Below are 14514 nucleotides of genomic sequence, written 5' to 3'. Positions count from 1 at the left end.
GGGTGCTCGTCGAGGCGACATCCGCGTCGAGGAGTCGGCGTGTCGAGGATATTCGTCGACGGCGCCGGCGTCTACGTGTCGAGGCGGTCGAGGGCGGAGCGGATGAGGGAGGTGCGGACCACCTCGAGCTGCCCGGCGAGCTCTCGCGAGAGCTCGGCGACCCGTGCCCGACCGGCCGGGTCGCGACGGCGAGCGACCGACGCGAGCGCGCTCTCGATGAGGCTGAGCTCTCGTTCGGCGGCTGCACGGAAGCTCCGCAGGTGACGGGGCTCGATGCCCGAGCGACCGAGCTCGACCAGGGCGACGAGCACGGCGAGGGGCTCGTCGCCGTACGTCTCGGACGGCGAGATCAGGGACGACGCGATCGCGTCGTCGAGCAGGGCCGAGGAGGCGCCCGACTCGCGGAGCAGGTCGGCTCGGGAGAACCGGCGCACGGTGGAGAGCATCGAGACGGGAGCGGAGCCCATCGGGAGAGTGGACGGTCGACCGGCATCGAGGTCGTCGAGGTGCTGACGGATGACCTTGAGGGGCAGGTAGTGGTCGCGCTGCAGCCCGAGGATGAAGCGGAGGCGCTCGACGTCGGCGGACGAGAACTTGCGGTAGCCCGACGCGGTGCGCACGGGCGTGACCAGTTGACGTTCTTCGAGGAACCGGAGCTTGCTGTTGCTCAGGTCGGGGAACTCGGGCTTGAGACGCGCCAGGACCTGCCCGATCGTCAACAGGTCGGCCGACCCGGTCGGCGACGACCGGGCGGCGGCGGAGCCGGGCACTACTGGAGGGCCAGGGTGGCCAGGTCGACGCGCGAGGCGTAGAAGGTGAGGCGGAACTTGCCGACCTGCACCTCGGCGCCGTCGCTGAGCAGGGCCTCGTCGATGCGGACGCCGTCGAAGTACGTGCCGTTGAGCGAGCCGAGGTCGTTGACCGTGAACGTCGTGCCCGACCGACGGAACTCGGCGTGCTTGCGGCTGACCGTGACGTCGTCGAGGAAGATGCCCGCATCGGGGTGCCGGCCGGCCACCGTGACGTCGGAGTCGAGGAGGAACCGGGCACCGATGTTCGGGCCTCGTCGAACGACGAGGAGGGCGGAGCCGGAGGGGAGCGCGGCGACCGCCTCGCCCTCGTCGGACGTGGCACCCCCCTGGAGCGCGGCGAGCTGCGCCTGGTACTCCTCGTTGAAGCTGAGGGTGGTGTCGACCTCTCGAGAGGACCCGGGGACGCCCTGCGCGGGGGTGTGTGCCGTGTGCGCGCCGGGGCTGCCCTCGTCGGGGCGGTGCTCGTCGGGCACGTGGTGAACGGGCTCTGCCATCGTGGACCTCCTTCGGGTGACCAGCGTATCGGATCGGCGGCACCGGGCGACAACGCTTTTCGGGGCGGACCGCCCGGGGACGGACGGTCGTCCGCCGAAGGGAGGACACGGCCCGGGGCTGTCGGCGGTCCCTCCGAGAACTCACGACCACCTCCTCGGCGGTTCATAGGGAATCCATCGGCGGACCTCGTTCCATGGTCCTCATCACCTCGACCACCGCCCCAGGAGGCACCCCATGAACGACCGCGAGAGCGACGCCGACCGCACCGCTGACCAGCCGACGCCCGCGACGACGCCGACGCCGAGCACGACGCCGGACACGAGCTCGACCCCGACCCCGAGCGCGACGGACCGGGCTCCGGCAGAGGCCCGCACGCTCCCCCACGTGACGGGCTCCTCGGACGCACGCTTCGTGTCCGCCGCCGCGGAGGACCCGGCCGCGACGCAGGGCGGCACGGCCGCGTCCGCCCCCTCCCTCCCGTCGGCCTTCGGTCCCCGCCCCTCCCGTCGTCGCCGGCCCGCCCGCTGGGCCCTCGTGACCGGCGCCGCCGCCGTCCTCGTGCTCGGCGTCGGCGGGGCGAGCGTGGGCGCCTGGTCGCTCGGCCACTCCGTCGGCCTCGCCGCCGCGGAGGCACGCCAGCAGACCTACCAGCTCACCCCTCAGCAGCTGCCCTCGCAGGGCTCGCCGTTCGGCAGCTCGGACGGGTCGTCCTCGGGGGGCCAGCTGCTCCCCGGCCAGGCTCAGGGCGGCGCGGGCAGCACCGGCGGCACGGGCGCCTCCGAGTCGTCCGCCACGGCGGCGACCGCGGACGAGACGAAGGGCGTCGTGACGATCGTCAGCACCCTGAACTACGACACGTCGTACGAGTCGGCCGGCACCGGGATGGTCATGACGGCGGACGGGCTGGTGCTCACGAACAACCACGTGGTGCAGGGCGCGACGAGCATCGAGGTCACCGACGAGACGACCGGGCAGGCCTACACCGCGAAGGTCGTCGGCACCGACGCCACGAACGACGTCGCCGTGCTGCAGCTCGAGGACGCGAGCGGGCTGACGCCCGTGGACTTCGACGCCTCGGGCGACGTGGCCACCGGCGACGCCGTGCACTCGACGGGCAACGCCGGCGGCACCGGGGACCTGGTGACGGCCGAGGGCACGGTGCTCGCGACCGACCAGGCGATCTCCGTCGCCAGCGAGACGGGCAGCGGCACGGAGTCGCTGTCGGGCCTGATCGAGCTGCAGTCGGACGTCGTCTCGGGCGACTCCGGCGGGCCGCTGCGCGACGCCGACGGCGAGGTCGTCGGGATCGTGACCGCCGCCTCCTCGGGCGCCGCTCCGATCACCGGCTACGCCATCCCGATCTCGCACGCGCTGTCGATCGCGAAGCAGATCGTCGCGGGTCAGGGCAGCTCGACGATCCAGATCGGGCTCCCCGCGTTCCTCGGCGCCCAGATCTCGAGCACGGCGACGGGCACCGGGGCAGGCGTCGCGATCGCCGGCACCGTCGAGGGCAGCGCCGCGGAGTCGGCCGGCCTCGTCGCGGGCGACACCGTCACCGCGCTCGACAGCACCGCCGTGGCGGACGCCTCGGCCCTGACCGCGGCCGTCCAGGCGCACGACGCAGGCGACCAGGTGCAGCTCACCTGGACCGACGCGACCGGCACGAGCCACACCGCGACGGTGACGCTCGGCGAGGGCCCCGCAGCCTGACCCCCGACGCGCGCGAAGGCCCTTCCTCCCGGTCCGGAGGGAGGGCCTCCGTGCCGTCAGCCGAGCAGGTCGAGGAGGCGCCGGGGGCCGACGACGGCGCCGCCCACGGCCCGCACGCGGTCGGCCAGGCCACGATCGGCCGTCACCACGACGACCCGAGGCGTCGCTCCGGCGCCGACGGCAGCGGCCACGCGCTGCTCGACCTCGAGGACGATCGCGTCGTCGCCCTCTCCCGGGGCGCGTCGCACCGTGAGCCCGTCGACGTCGAGGGCTCGCCGGGCCTCGCCCTCGAGCACGACCGTCGTCGTCGGCCACCAGGACGTCGCAGCGCCGGGACCCTCGGGAGGGGCGTCCCACAGGAGCCGGGCGGGGAGGCCGACCGCGAGCGCGTCGACCAGGGACCCGAGGAGGCGGGCGGCGCCTCCTGCGCGGTCCCGCCACCAGCCGTCGGGCCGCGACCCCACGACGTTCGCCGCGTCGACGACCAGGTGCACGTCGTCGTCGAGCTGGGCACGGAGGCCGGGCCAGGAGGCCGCGAGCCCCGGGTGCAGCGGGAGGACGTCGAGCTCGGATCGAGGGACCCAGCGCAGCTCGAGGCTCTCGGCGTCGGAGATGACGGGGTCGAAGTCGCGCGTGACGGCCGCGACGACGGTGGTGTACGACCAGAAGCCGAGGTCGAGGACCGACTCGGACCGCAGTCGCAGGGCGTCGGCGGGGACGGCGGCCTCCTCGCCTGCCTCGCGGAGGGCTCCGGCCACGGCGGTCTCGTCGAAGTCGCGCGCGCCCCCGGGCAGGCCCCAGGTGCCGCCGAAGTGGCTCCACTCGACGCGGTGCTGGAGGAGGACGCGGTCGGCGGCGTCGACGGCGAGCAGGCCGGCGGCCCCGGCGCGGCCCCAGAACCGTCGGCCGTCGGGGCCCTCGACCCAGCCGTCGGCCGGTCCGTGGACGGTCACGAGCGCTGGGACAGGACGACGAGGCCCGCCACCGTGCCGAGCACGGCCAGGGCCCCGAGCACGAGGCCGATGATCGCGAGGACGAGCCCCGACCGCAGCGGACCGCGGGAGCGCAGCGCCCGGCTGCGTCGGAGGCCGAGCACGCCGTAGACGAGGGCGCCGAGGGAGAAGACCACGTTGAGGGCCGGGACGGGCACCGCGAAGGCCAGCACGCCCGCCGCGACGGACAGGAACGCCGCGATCGGGCGGTCGGAGGCGGGGCGGGGTTCGGCGTCGCGCGTCATCGCTGGTGCTCCTCGGGTCGGTGCCCCAAGGTTACCGGCCGCCGCTCCGAGGACGACGTGACACCCAACCGGCGGGCCGGGGACTCCGAACGAGGACAGGGGGCTGGCCCGGAACCCGATGTCGGGCCAGCCCTCCGCTCGTGCTGCCGCCTCGGCTCGCGTCTGCCGTCACTGCTGCTGGACGGAGAAGACGTTCCCTGCGGGGTCGTGGAACCAGGCGATGTCGGGGCCGTGGCCCGAGGCGCGCCCGCGGACGACCTGGTCGTCGCCCGCCCAGGGCCCGCCCGGGTCGGGACTCAGCGCGCGCTCGGCGAGGCCGGCCAGGGCGACGTCGAGGTCGTCGACGACGAGGTTGAGGACGGTGAAGCCCGCGGGCCGATGGTCGTCCTTGCCGTAGACGAGCACCTTCGCGGCGCTGCCGGGCAGCTCGAGCTGCAGCATCGTGCCGTCCATGAGGGGCGTGACGGCCAGTCCGAGCACCTCGCCCCAGAACTCGGCCGCCGCCGGGACGTCGTCGACGCTGAAGCCGCCGTAGGCGCTGACGGGCTCGAACACGGGGACCTCCTCGATCGGGACACCAGTGTGCGCCTCGGGACCTGCCCCGGGGAAGGGCGCGCCCCGAGGCGCTTCTCGGTTCACACGAAGCGGACGGCCTGCTGGAGGCGCTCCCGGATCTCGAAGACGTCGGAGAGCGCCGTCCGGTCGCCCAGCTCGGGACCGTGCCGCAGCACCTGGGCGAGGAGCGAGCGCCGGAGGACCCACGTGCTGCCCCGTCGACCACGCCCGACCTGCTCGAGCGCCGTGGGCAGGTCGTCGTCGGGCACGACGATCAGCTGGTGGGTGAACGACACCCGGGTCTCGCGCCGGACGGCGCGGGCCTGCCTCGTCACGTCGCGGACCGGCTGCTCGTCGAGGGGGATGCCCGGGCCGACGAGGTCGCCCTTGGACACGGTGACCTCGCTCCCCCAGTCGGACGACTGCACGGCGAAGAGGCCCGAAGGGCCGAGCACGATGTGGTCGAGCTTGCCGTCGGGGCCGGCGTCGACGTCGCTCCAGATGGTGAAGCCGATGCCGAGCCCGGTGACGATCGCGACCGTCGCCTCCTCGGCCAGGGCGTCGGCGAGCACGTGCCGGATCTCCGGGGGCGCGCTCCGCACGAGGGCCTCGTCGTAGGGGTCGTCGAGGGGGACGCCGCGGCCGACCCACTCGCGCATCAGCGACAGGTAGCGCTCCCGGTTGGCGCCGCCGGGATGGCCGTGCACCCGGGCCCTCGGCCGGGAGTCGGTGCGCTGGGGGTCACGGGGCGGCGGTGCCCAGCCGGGCGTCGGGGCGCCGGTGGGAGACGACCCGGAGCCCGAGCGGCCGGACGCCGACGACGACGGGCGCCGACGGTCGTACGCGGCCCGCGCCTCCGGCGTCCCGACCGCCTCCCACGCCAGCTGCAGGTCGCGGAAGGCCGAGGCGCTGCCGCCGAGGTCGGGGTGCGTCTCTCGGGCGAGGCGGCGGTAGGCACGTCGCAGGTCGTCGTCGGACGCCGTGGAGGGGACGCCGAGCACCTCGTAGGCGGTGGCGGAGGCAGGACTGGGCGTCACCCCGCAACGATATCGGGCTGCGGCTGGGCAGGACGTCGGCGTCGGTGTCGGCGTCCACCGGACACGGAGCCGCCCCGCCTACCGTGCACGACACACGTTCCGCAACGAGAGGAAGACCCGCATGCCCGTTCCCGTCCGCACCGTCATGAGCCCCGCCCGCTACGTCCAGGGCAAGGACGCGATCACCCGCCTCGGCGAGTTCGTCGCGCCGATCGGGAGCCGCCCCCTCGTGGTCTCGGACGACGTCGTCTGGAGCCTCGTCGAGGAGGCGGTGGGCACGAGCTTCGCCGCCGAGTCGCTGCGCGTCGAGCGCGTCCCGTTCGGCCGGTTCGCGACGCCGGCCGCGATCGACGAGCTGGCGGAGTCGATCCGGTCGTCGGACGCGGACGTCGTCGTGGCGATCGGCGGCGGCAGCGCCGTCGACGCGGCCAAGGCCGCCGGCCACGCCACCGGCATCCGTTGGGTGAGCGTGCCCACCGTCGCCTCGACCGACGCGCCGACCTCGGCCCTCGCCGTCGTCTACACGGACGAGGGCGAGTTCATCGAGTACCGGTTCTTCCCGCGGAACCCGGACCTCGTGCTGATCGACACGCAGCTCGTCGCGAACGCCCCCGTGCAGTTCCTGGTGGCGGGGATCGGCGACGCGCTCGCCACCTGGATCGAGGCCCGCGCGTCGGCGAAGGCCGCCGCGACCACGATGGCCGGCGGACTCGCGACCCAGGCGGGCACCGCCCTGGCCGAGCTGTCGTGGCGCATCATCCACGAGAACGCCTTCTCCGCCCTCGACGCCGTCCGCGACGGGATCGTCACGCCGGCGCTCGAGTCGCTCGTCGAGGCGAACACGCTGCTCTCCGGCCTCGGCTTCGAGTCGGGCGGCCTCGCCGCCGCGCACGCGATCCACAACGGCCTGACCGCCGCCCCGCAGACGCACGGCCTGACCCACGGCCAGAAGGTCAACATCGGATCGCTGACCCAGCTCGTGCTCGAGGGGGCGCCCCGTGCCGAGATCGAGGACTTCGTCGAGTTCACGACCCGGGTGGGCCTGCCGAACACGCTCACCGAGATCGGCCTGAGCACGGACGACATCGAGGAGCTCGAGGCGGTGGCCGCGGCCGCCACCGTCGAGTCGGAGACCATCCACTCGATGCCGTTCCCGGTGACCGCCGCCGACGTCGTCGCGGCCCTCACCTCGATCGAGCGCCTGTCGCGGTCGATCCGGGCCGACAAGGGCCTGCCCGAGCCGGTGAAGTACGAGGCCGCGCACTAGCGACTGCTCCGGCATCGACACCGCAGAGGGCCCGTCCACGATCGTGGACGGGCCCTCTGCCGTGCAGGTGGTCAGGCGCGCGCGGCGGCCCGGTTCGCTCGCCAGGCCCGCCAGCGCAGCCGGAGGCGGTGGGCGAGCCGTCGCACGGCCTGCGTGACGCGGTGTGCGGCCGGGAACTCGGTCCCGAGGACCGCGACACCCACGAAGACGATCAACCAGCCGGGACCGGGCAGCGGGACGAGCACGAGGCCGACGGCGATCACGACGACGCCCACCAGCGCCACCCCGACCTTGTAGGCGACGCGGAGGCGGGGGTAGCCGTCGAGCTTCTCTCGCCCGGCACGCCACCGAGCCCGCGCCCGGGCAGCCCGGCCGAGCCCCTCCTCGGGGGCGCCCGGAGACGTCGCACCGTGGGGAGCGCCGTCGTCGTGCGGGCCGGCGGCGGGCCGGGACGGGGCCACGGCGGTCTCGGAGGTCATGCGGAGAACCTAGGCGGCTCCCCTGGCAGACCCCGCCGTGCCCCCTGCCAGGCACCTGGGCGCCGCCCGTTCCTGGGAACGGGGAGGCCCGGCGGGCGTAGCCAGGACGCAGGGTCCCCGCGTGCGGGGACCGCCACGATCACGAGCGCCGCACCGCTGCGGCACGAGGAGGACCCATGAAGACGAGGACCATCGGAGACGTCACCGTGAGCGCGATCGGCCTGGGCGGCATGCCCCTGTCGATCGAGGGACGGCCGGACGAGAAGCAGGCGATCGCCACGATCCACGCCGCTCTCGAGCAGGGCATCACCCTGATCGACACCGCCGACGCCTACCACCAGCCCGGCACCCACGAGATCGGGCACAACGAGTCGTTGATCGCCCGGGCGCTCGAGAGCTTCCACGGTGACACCTCGGACGTGCTCGTCGCGACGAAGGGCGGCCACCTCCGACCGGAGGCAGGAGCCTGGGCACAGAACGGCGACCCGGCCTACCTGAAGGAGGCGGCGCGCGCGTCCGCACAGCGCCTCGGCGTCGAGACCATCGGCCTCTACCAGTTCCACCGCCCCGACCCGGCCGTGCCGTACGCCGACTCGGTGGGCGCGCTGGTGGAGCTGCTCGACGAGGGCGTCATCCGCATGGCCGGCATCTCGAACGCGACCGTCGACCAGATCCGCGAGGCGAACGACGTCCTCGACGGGCGCCTGGTCTCCGTGCAGAACCAGTACTCCCCCGCGTTCCGCTCGAGCACCGAGGAGCTCGTGCTGTGCGACGAGATGGGCATCGCCTTCCTGCCGTGGAGCCCGCTGGGCGGCATCACGAACGCCGCCGACCTCGGCACGAAGCACGCCGTCTTCGCCGAGATCGCGAACGCCCGTCGGATCTCGCCCCAGGTGCTGACCCTCGCGTGGGAGCTGCACGCGTCCGAGCTGGTCATCCCCATCCCCGGGTCGACTCGTCCGCAGACGATCATGAACTCGGCCACCGCCGCGACGATCAAGCTGTCCGCCGACGAGGTGCAGAGGCTCGACGCAGCCGCCGACGCGGCGTGAGCTGACGGGCCCCTCCGGGCGACGGCACGGGCGGGCGGGCGACGGTCAGTGGTACGGATTCCGCATCGGGATCAGTTGCGGGCCGTCGCCGGGCACGCCGAACCCCTCGGGGAGGTCGGTCGCCGTGACCTGTCCTGGAAGCCGCGGGGCCGGGTCGAACCCGCCCGGCGTGCGGCGCACCTGGCCGCGGAGGCTCAGCGGGCCGCGTCGGAGCCTCTCGTCGAGGCCCCTCGCCCAGGTGGCCACGGCCAGGTCGTCGAGGGGCGTCTCGCCCTCGCGCTGCCACACGAGCACGACCGAGCGGGCCCGCACGTCGCTCGCCTGGTCGCGGACGACGCGCTCGAGGGAGGCGACGTCGCGGCCGTAGGGCAGCCGGGGCAGGCCCCTCAGCCGGATCAGGTTCGCGCAGGGGTACTCGCCGCGATCGAAGAACGCGACGTAGACGAGGTCCTCGTCACAGGGCTCGTCGCAGACGACGCTCGCCCACTGCGCGAGGGCGGACTCGGAGGAGCTGGCGGGCAGGGGCGGGACGGTGCGGTCTGTCGTGGTCATGGGGACCACCGTGCCGCAGCGGGCCTCCCGGCTCGACCCGCGCCTCCTCGACTGTGGACGGTGCCGCGAGCCATCGACTCTGGGGAGGGAGCACGCGTCTGCGGCGCGGGGAGGACGGGCCGTGAGCACGGTCTCCCGGGCACACTGGGGCGATGGCCGCTCACGAGAACCCCCGCGTCACGTTCCCCGACGGACGCACCGCCCCCGCCCTCGGGCTCGGCACCTGGGAGCTCGGCGACGACCCCCGTCGACGCGACGCCGAGCTGGCGGCCCTCCACGAGGGGCTCGACCTCGGCATGACCCTGGTCGACACGGCGGAGATGTACGGGCGCGGCGCCTCGGAGCGACTCGTCGCCCAGGCGATCGCGGGTCGGCGCGACGAGGTGTTCCTCGTGAGCAAGGTGCTGCCCTCGAACGCGAGCCGCCGCGGCACGATCGAGGCGTGCCAGGCCAGCCTCGCCCGCCTCGGCACCGACCGGCTCGACCTCTACCTGCTGCACTGGCGCGGCGGCCACCCGCTCGAGGACACGGTGGAGGCGATGGAGGCGCTCGTCGCCGAGGGCGCGATCGGCGGCTGGGGCGTCAGCAACTTCGACGTCGACGACCTCGTCGACCTCGCCAGGGCCACCGGCGGCTCGTCGGTGCCCCAGACCGACCAGGTGCTCTACAACCTCGCGCGCCGGGGGCCGGAGCACGACCTGCTGCCGCGCCTGCGCGAGTCGGGGACGCCCCTCATGGCGTACTCGCCCGTCGACCACGGCGAGCTCCTCGACCACCCGGTCGTCGCCTCCGTCGCTGACGACCTCGGCGTGACGCCGGCCCAGCTCGCGATCGCCTGGGTGCTGCGGCTCGCGCCCGACGTGCTGCTCGCCGTGAAGGCCGGCAGCGTCGAGCACGTGCGCGAGGACGCCGAAGCCCTCGCCGTCGACCTCGACGACCAGGCGTTCGCGCAGCTCGAGCGCGCGTTCCCGGCCCCGACCGGGCCCGTTCCGCTCGAGGTGCGCTGAGGTGTCGGCGCTCCGCGAGTTCGGCTCGGGCGTCGCGGTGCTCGGCCGGGGGCTCCGCCTCTGGGGCACGTCGCCGCGGCTGATGCTGCTCGGGGCCGTGCCCGCCCTGATCGTCGGCGCCGTCTTCGTCGCCCTGCTCGTGCTGGTGAACGGGCAGGCGGACGACCTGGCCGTCCTGGCGACCCCGTTCGCCGACCGGTGGCCGGAATGGGGCCGCGTGCTCGTCCGGGTCGGCGTCGGCGTCGCGGTCGCGCTGCTGGCCGTCCTGCTCGCCGTCGTCACCTTCACGGCCGTCACGCTGCTCGTCGGCGATCCCTTCTACGAGCGCATCTGGCGGCACGTCGAGCAGCGCGAGGGCGACGCACCGGCCGACGTCGACCAGGGGTTCTGGCGCGGCGTGCTGCGGAGCGTCGGCGACTCCGTCCGCCTGCTGCTCGCCACCGCGGCGGTCGGCGTCTGCCTGTTCGTCGGCGGGTTCGTGCCCGTCGTCGGGCAGACCCTCGTGCCCGTGCTCGGGGCGCTGACCGGCGGGTGGTTCCTGGCCGTCGAGCTGACCGGGTTCGCCCTCGACGCCCGCGGGCGGTCGCTGCGGCAGCGACGCGCGGCGCTGGCGGCGAACCGCTGGCGGACCCTCGGCTTCGGCACGGCCACCTGGCTGTCGTTCTTCGTCCCCCTCGGGGCCGTCGTCGTGATGCCCGCCGCGGTCGCCGGCGCGACCCTGCTGGCGCGCGACGCCGCGGGCGCGCAGGACGCCCTGGCGCGTGACGCCCAGGTGCGACAGGGTGGTGAGGAGGCGCTGCCGCCACCATCCAGTCGAAGGAGACCGAATGAAGATCGACAAGGCCGAGGTCGTCGTCACCAGCCCTGACCGCAACTTCGTCACGCTGAAGCTGACCACCGACGAGGGGGTCACCGGGCTCGGCGACGCCACCCTGAACGGCCGCGAGCTCGCGGTCGTCGCCTACCTCAGCGAGCACGTCGTGCCGCTCCTGCTCGGCCGGGACCCCGGCCGCATCGAGGACACCTGGCAGTTCCTCTACCGCAGCGCCTACTGGCGCCGCGGCCCCGTCACGATGGCCGCCATCGCCGCCGTCGACGTCGCCCTCTGGGACATCAAGGCGAAGGTCGCCGGCATGCCGCTCTACCAGCTGCTCGGCGGCGCCTCCCGCACCGGCCTGCTCACCTACGGCCACGCCTCCGGCAAGGACCTGGACGAGCTCTTCGACAGCGTGCGCGACCACCAGGAGCAGGGCTACAAGGCCATCCGCGTGCAGACCGGCGTGCCCGGGCTGAAGTCGATCTACGGCATCGCCTCGAACGCCACCTTCGACGCCAACACGGGCGTGCGCTACGACCACGAGCCCGCCCAGCGCGGCGCCCTGCCGAACGAGGAGGACTGGGACACCCGCTCGTACCTGCGGCACGTGCCGACCGTCTTCGAGGCCGTGCGGAACGAGTTCGGGCCTGAGATCCCCCTGCTGCACGACGGTCACCACCGCATGACGCCGATCCAGGCGGCCTCGCTCGGGAAGAGCCTCGAGCCCTACGACCTGTTCTGGCTCGAGGACGTCACCCCGGCCGAGAACCCCGAGGCTCTGCGGCTCGTCCGCCAGCACACGACGACGCCCCTGGCGATCGGCGAGATCTTCAACACGGTCTGGGACTACCAGCAGATCATCCGCGAACAGCTGATCGACTACGTCCGGAGCGCCGTCACCCACACCGGCGGGATCACTCACCTGCGCAGGGTGCTCGACTACGCGGCGCAATACCAGATCAAGTCGGGCATGCACGGGCCGACCGACATCTCGCCCGTCGGCATGGCCGCCGCGATGCACCTCGGCCTCGCGATCCACAACTTCGGCATCCAGGAGTACATGAAGCACGGCGAGAAGACCGACTCCGTCTTCCGGCAGAGCTTCACCTTCGTCGACGGGATGCTGCACCCCGGCGAGCAGCCGGGCATCGGGGTCGAGCTCGACGTCGACGAGGCCGGGAAGTACCCCTACGAGCAGGCCTACCTGCCCTACAACCGCCTCGCCGACGGGACGGTGCACGACTGGTGAGCTGAGGAGGCGCTCGAGAGGCCTCGGATCGACCTCACGCCACGACTGCGGATCGATCTGGGGCCTCTCGTCGCGGCAGGCAGGTCAGTCGCCGCGGTAGGCGGCCTCGAGGTCGGCGACGACCAGGCGGCCCATGCCCATCATCGCCTCCATGGCGCGGGAGGCGCCGGCCGGGTCGGGCCCGCCGACGGTCCGCTGCATCGCGCTCGGCACGACCTGCCACCAGAAGCCCCAGCGGTCGCGGACCCAGCCGCACCGCCCCTCCTGGCCGCCGTCGGAGGCGAGGGCGTCCCAGATCCGGTCCAGCTCCTCCTGGTCGTCGACCGGCACCGAGAGCGAGACGGCCTCGTTGGGGACGAACCCGGGGCCGCCGTTGAGCCCCTGGAAGCCCTGGCCGTCGAGGTCGAACTCGACGACGAGCGCCTGGCCGGCCAGGGCCGGGTCGGGGAAGTCGTCGGGGTACCGGGACACGTGGCTGATGTGGGAGACCGGGAACAGCGAGACGTAGAACGTCGCGGCCGCCTCGGCCTCGCCGTCGAACCACAGGACTGGGGTGATGCGGGGCACGGGGCGCTTCCTCGGCTCGGTCGCGCCGACGACGGTGTCGGCGCGTGCGGCAGACGCTACCGCGCACCGCGTCCGGCCGCGAGGGTCGAAAGCTGCGCCTCGGTCGTCCCGCACCTCGAAGTGGACGATGCACCCCGATACGTCGGGGTGCCTCGTCCACGTCGAGGTGTCGCGCGGAGGATCAGCCGATCAGGGTCTCGATCGGGCCGCGGACGAAGTAGACCAGGAACCCGACCGCGACGATCCACAGCAGGGGGCTGATCTCGCGTGCCTTGCCCGAGAAGGCGCGGACGATCACCCAGGTGACGAAGCCGACCCCGATGCCGTTGGCGATCGAGTAGGTCAGCGGCATGACGATGATCGTGAGGAACACGGGCAGGGCGACGCTGAAGTCGGTCCAGTCGATGTCCTTGATCTGCGAGACCATCAGCGCGCCGACGATGACGAGCGCCGCGGCGGCGACCTCGAGGGGCACGACCTGGGTCAGCGGCGTGAGGAACATGGCGAGGATGAAGAGCAGCCCGGTGACGACCGAGGCGAAGCCGGTGCGGGCGCCCTCGCCGATGCCGGAGGCCGACTCGACGAAGACGGTGTTCGACGACGAGCTCGTCGCGCCGCCGGCGACCGCGCCGATGCCCTCGACGACGAGCGCCGACTTCAGGCGGGGGAACGTGCCGTCGGGCGCGGCGACGTCGGCGGCCTTCGCGAGGCCGGTCATCGTGCCCATGGCGTCGAAGAAGTTCGTGAAGACGAGGGTGAAGACGAGCATGACGGCCGACAGCCAGCCGATGCGCGCGAAGGCGCCGAGGCTGACGTCGCCGATCAGCGACAGGTCGGGCAGGGCGACGATCTGCGTCGGCAGCACCGGCGCGTTGAGGTTCCAGTCGTCGAGGTTCTGGCCGTTCGAGGTGGGCACCTGGAAGATCGCCTGCAGGACGATCGCGATGACCGTCGAGGCGACGATCCCGATGAAGATCGCGCCGCGGACGCGACGGGCCATGAGCACGCCGATGACGACGAGGCCGATGACGAACGTGATGGTCGGCAGGGTGCTGATCGACCCGCCGTCGCCGAGCTGCACCGGCGGCGACGCGGCGCCGCTCGTGCGGACGAAGCCCGAGTCGACGAGGCCGATGAACGCGATGAAGAGGCCGATGCCGACCGTGATCGCGGTCTTGAGGGCCGCGGGCACCGCGCTGAAGATCATGCTGCGGAGGCCCGTGACGGCGAGGATCGTGATGACGAGGCCGTTGATGACGACGAGGCCCATCGCCTCGGGCCAGGTGACGTCCTGCACGACCGTGACCGCGAGGAACGAGTTGATGCCGAGGCCCGCGGCGAAGGCGAACGGGAGGCGCGCGACGGTGCCGAAGAGGATGGTCATGACGCCCGCGGTGAGGGCCGTGACCGCGCCGACCTGGCTGTTCTGCAGCCAGCCGCCGAGGACGTCCTTCGCGGCCTGGTCCTCGCTGAAGCCGCCGAGGATCAGAGGGTTGAGGATCACGATGTAGGCCATCGTCACGAAGGTGACGACGCCGCCGCGGATCTCGCGGGCCCAGCTCGAGCCGCGGCCGGTGATCTCGAAGTAGCGGTCGAGGGCACCGGCCACGCCGGGGCGGCGCGAGTCGGTGGACACGGGGGTGGTCATGGTGGCTCCCGAGGAGTAGGGCGGCGAGGA

The 14514-nt window shown here is 73.4% G+C and carries 16 protein-coding genes; 6 read left to right on the top strand and 10 right to left on the bottom strand.

The genetic code is table 11. The annotated features are described in order from the left end of the window. Window positions 1-71: 71 nt before the first annotated feature. Together ITJ48_RS00735 and ITJ48_RS00730 are read right to left on the bottom strand one after the other, a co-directional pair. The gene (locus tag ITJ48_RS00735; RefSeq protein WP_194612044.1) at window positions 72-770 is read right to left on the bottom strand and encodes a MerR family transcriptional regulator; all 699 of its coding nucleotides are present in this window, start codon (window positions 768-770) and stop codon (window positions 72-74) included. Beyond that, window positions 770-1306 (bottom strand): FHA domain-containing protein, encoded by a 537-nt coding sequence (locus ITJ48_RS00730; protein WP_194612043.1) that lies wholly within the window; start codon window positions 1304-1306, stop codon window positions 770-772. The genes ITJ48_RS00735 and ITJ48_RS00730 overlap by 1 nt, the downstream gene beginning before the upstream one ends. 235 nt (window positions 1307-1541) lie before the next feature. Between ITJ48_RS00730 and ITJ48_RS00725 the strand changes: the two genes are divergently transcribed. Beyond that, on the top strand, window positions 1542-3017 hold the full coding sequence (locus ITJ48_RS00725; RefSeq protein ID WP_194612042.1) for a S1C family serine protease: 1476 nt from the start codon (window positions 1542-1544) through the stop codon (window positions 3015-3017). Window positions 3018-3073: 56 nt separating this feature from the next. On the opposite strand, the gene ITJ48_RS00720 is transcribed toward ITJ48_RS00725, so the two are convergent. The 4 genes from ITJ48_RS00720 to ITJ48_RS00705 form a co-directional block, all read right to left on the bottom strand. After that, window positions 3074-3970 carry an NUDIX domain-containing protein gene (locus ITJ48_RS00720; RefSeq protein WP_194612041.1) on the bottom strand — a complete coding sequence of 299 codons (897 nt, stop codon included), beginning with the start codon at window positions 3968-3970 and terminating at the stop codon, window positions 3074-3076. Then, entirely contained in the window at window positions 3967-4254 is a 288-nt protein-coding gene (locus ITJ48_RS00715) for a hypothetical protein (protein WP_194612040.1), read from the bottom strand. Before ITJ48_RS00715 ends, ITJ48_RS00720 begins: the two co-directional genes overlap by 4 nt. Before the next feature lie 168 nt (window positions 4255-4422). Continuing rightward, window positions 4423-4809, bottom strand: coding sequence for a VOC family protein (locus tag ITJ48_RS00710; RefSeq protein ID WP_194612039.1), 387 nt, complete (start codon window positions 4807-4809; stop codon window positions 4423-4425). An 80-nt stretch (window positions 4810-4889) separates the two neighbouring features. Beyond that, entirely contained in the window at window positions 4890-5846 is a 957-nt protein-coding gene (locus tag ITJ48_RS00705; protein WP_194612038.1) for a DnaJ domain-containing protein, read from the bottom strand. 121 nt (window positions 5847-5967) lie between these two features. On the opposite strand from ITJ48_RS00705, the gene ITJ48_RS00700 reads away from it, so the two are divergent. Beyond that, on the top strand, window positions 5968-7113 hold the full coding sequence (locus ITJ48_RS00700) for a glycerol dehydrogenase (RefSeq protein ID WP_194612037.1): 1146 nt from the start codon (window positions 5968-5970) through the stop codon (window positions 7111-7113). A 71-nt stretch (window positions 7114-7184) separates the two neighbouring features. Here the strand turns inward: ITJ48_RS00700 and ITJ48_RS00695 are convergent, their stop codons facing one another. Beyond that, window positions 7185-7592, bottom strand: coding sequence for a PGPGW domain-containing protein (locus tag ITJ48_RS00695; protein ID WP_194612036.1), 408 nt, complete (start codon window positions 7590-7592; stop codon window positions 7185-7187). Between the two features lie 176 nt (window positions 7593-7768). On the opposite strand from ITJ48_RS00695, the gene ITJ48_RS00690 reads away from it, so the two are divergent. Beyond that, entirely contained in the window at window positions 7769-8644 is an 876-nt protein-coding gene (locus ITJ48_RS00690) for an aldo/keto reductase (protein ID WP_194612035.1), read from the top strand. A 45-nt stretch (window positions 8645-8689) separates the two neighbouring features. Here the strand turns inward: ITJ48_RS00690 and ITJ48_RS00685 are convergent, their stop codons facing one another. Then, entirely contained in the window at window positions 8690-9196 is a 507-nt protein-coding gene (locus ITJ48_RS00685) for a hypothetical protein (protein ID WP_194612034.1), read from the bottom strand. Window positions 9197-9348: 152 nt separating this feature from the next. On the opposite strand from ITJ48_RS00685, the gene ITJ48_RS00680 reads away from it, so the two are divergent. Genes ITJ48_RS00680 through manD form a run of 3 tightly spaced genes read left to right on the top strand, consistent with a single transcriptional unit; the run spans window position 9349 to window position 12269 of the window. Beyond that, on the top strand, window positions 9349-10203 hold the full coding sequence (locus ITJ48_RS00680) for an aldo/keto reductase (RefSeq protein ID WP_194612033.1): 855 nt from the start codon (window positions 9349-9351) through the stop codon (window positions 10201-10203). 1 nt (window position 10204) lies between these two features. Beyond that, window positions 10205-11071 carry an EI24 domain-containing protein gene (locus ITJ48_RS00675; RefSeq protein ID WP_370544709.1) on the top strand — a complete coding sequence of 289 codons (867 nt, stop codon included), beginning with the start codon at window positions 10205-10207 and terminating at the stop codon, window positions 11069-11071. Next, on the top strand, window positions 11031-12269 hold the full coding sequence (manD, locus tag ITJ48_RS00670; protein WP_194612032.1) for a D-mannonate dehydratase ManD: 1239 nt from the start codon (window positions 11031-11033) through the stop codon (window positions 12267-12269). The genes ITJ48_RS00675 and manD overlap by 41 nt, the downstream gene beginning before the upstream one ends. An 84-nt stretch (window positions 12270-12353) precedes the next feature. On the opposite strand, the gene ITJ48_RS00665 is transcribed toward manD, so the two are convergent. Both ITJ48_RS00665 and ITJ48_RS00660 read right to left on the bottom strand, forming a co-directional pair. Beyond that, the gene (locus tag ITJ48_RS00665; protein ID WP_192169000.1) at window positions 12354-12836 is read right to left on the bottom strand and encodes a VOC family protein; all 483 of its coding nucleotides are present in this window, start codon (window positions 12834-12836) and stop codon (window positions 12354-12356) included. A 181-nt stretch (window positions 12837-13017) separates the two neighbouring features. Then, window positions 13018-14484: an NCS2 family permease gene (locus ITJ48_RS00660; protein WP_194612031.1), complete on the bottom strand. Its 1467-nt coding sequence runs from the start codon at window positions 14482-14484 to the stop codon at window positions 13018-13020. Window positions 14485-14514 lie beyond the last annotated feature (30 nt).

The sequence above is a fragment of the Frigoribacterium sp. VKM Ac-2530 genome, assembly GCF_015350835.1.
GTDB lineage: Bacteria > Actinomycetota > Actinomycetes > Actinomycetales > Microbacteriaceae > Frigoribacterium.
This window is presented reverse-complemented; position numbering and strand designations above follow the sequence as displayed.

Excerpts from the sequence above, each read along its gene's own strand:
- ITJ48_RS00680 (WP_194612033.1), top strand. The coding sequence starts at position 9,349 with ATGGCCGCTCACGAGAACCCCCGCGTCACGTTCCCCGACGGACGCACC.
- ITJ48_RS00690 (WP_194612035.1), top strand. The coding sequence starts at position 7,769 with ATGAAGACGAGGACCATCGGAGACGTCACCGTGAGCGCGATCGGCCTG.
- manD (WP_194612032.1), top strand. The coding sequence starts at position 11,031 with ATGAAGATCGACAAGGCCGAGGTCGTCGTCACCAGCCCTGACCGCAAC.
- ITJ48_RS00715 (WP_194612040.1), bottom strand. The coding sequence starts at position 4,254 with ATGACGCGCGACGCCGAACCCCGCCCCGCCTCCGACCGCCCGATCGCG.
- ITJ48_RS00695 (WP_194612036.1), bottom strand. The coding sequence starts at position 7,592 with ATGACCTCCGAGACCGCCGTGGCCCCGTCCCGGCCCGCCGCCGGCCCG.
- ITJ48_RS00730 (WP_194612043.1), bottom strand. The coding sequence starts at position 1,306 with ATGGCAGAGCCCGTTCACCACGTGCCCGACGAGCACCGCCCCGACGAG.
- ITJ48_RS00660 (WP_194612031.1), bottom strand. The coding sequence starts at position 14,484 with ATGACCACCCCCGTGTCCACCGACTCGCGCCGCCCCGGCGTGGCCGGT.
- ITJ48_RS00685 (WP_194612034.1), bottom strand. The coding sequence starts at position 9,196 with ATGACCACGACAGACCGCACCGTCCCGCCCCTGCCCGCCAGCTCCTCC.
- ITJ48_RS00725 (WP_194612042.1), top strand. The coding sequence starts at position 1,542 with ATGAACGACCGCGAGAGCGACGCCGACCGCACCGCTGACCAGCCGACG.
- ITJ48_RS00700 (WP_194612037.1), top strand. The coding sequence starts at position 5,968 with ATGCCCGTTCCCGTCCGCACCGTCATGAGCCCCGCCCGCTACGTCCAG.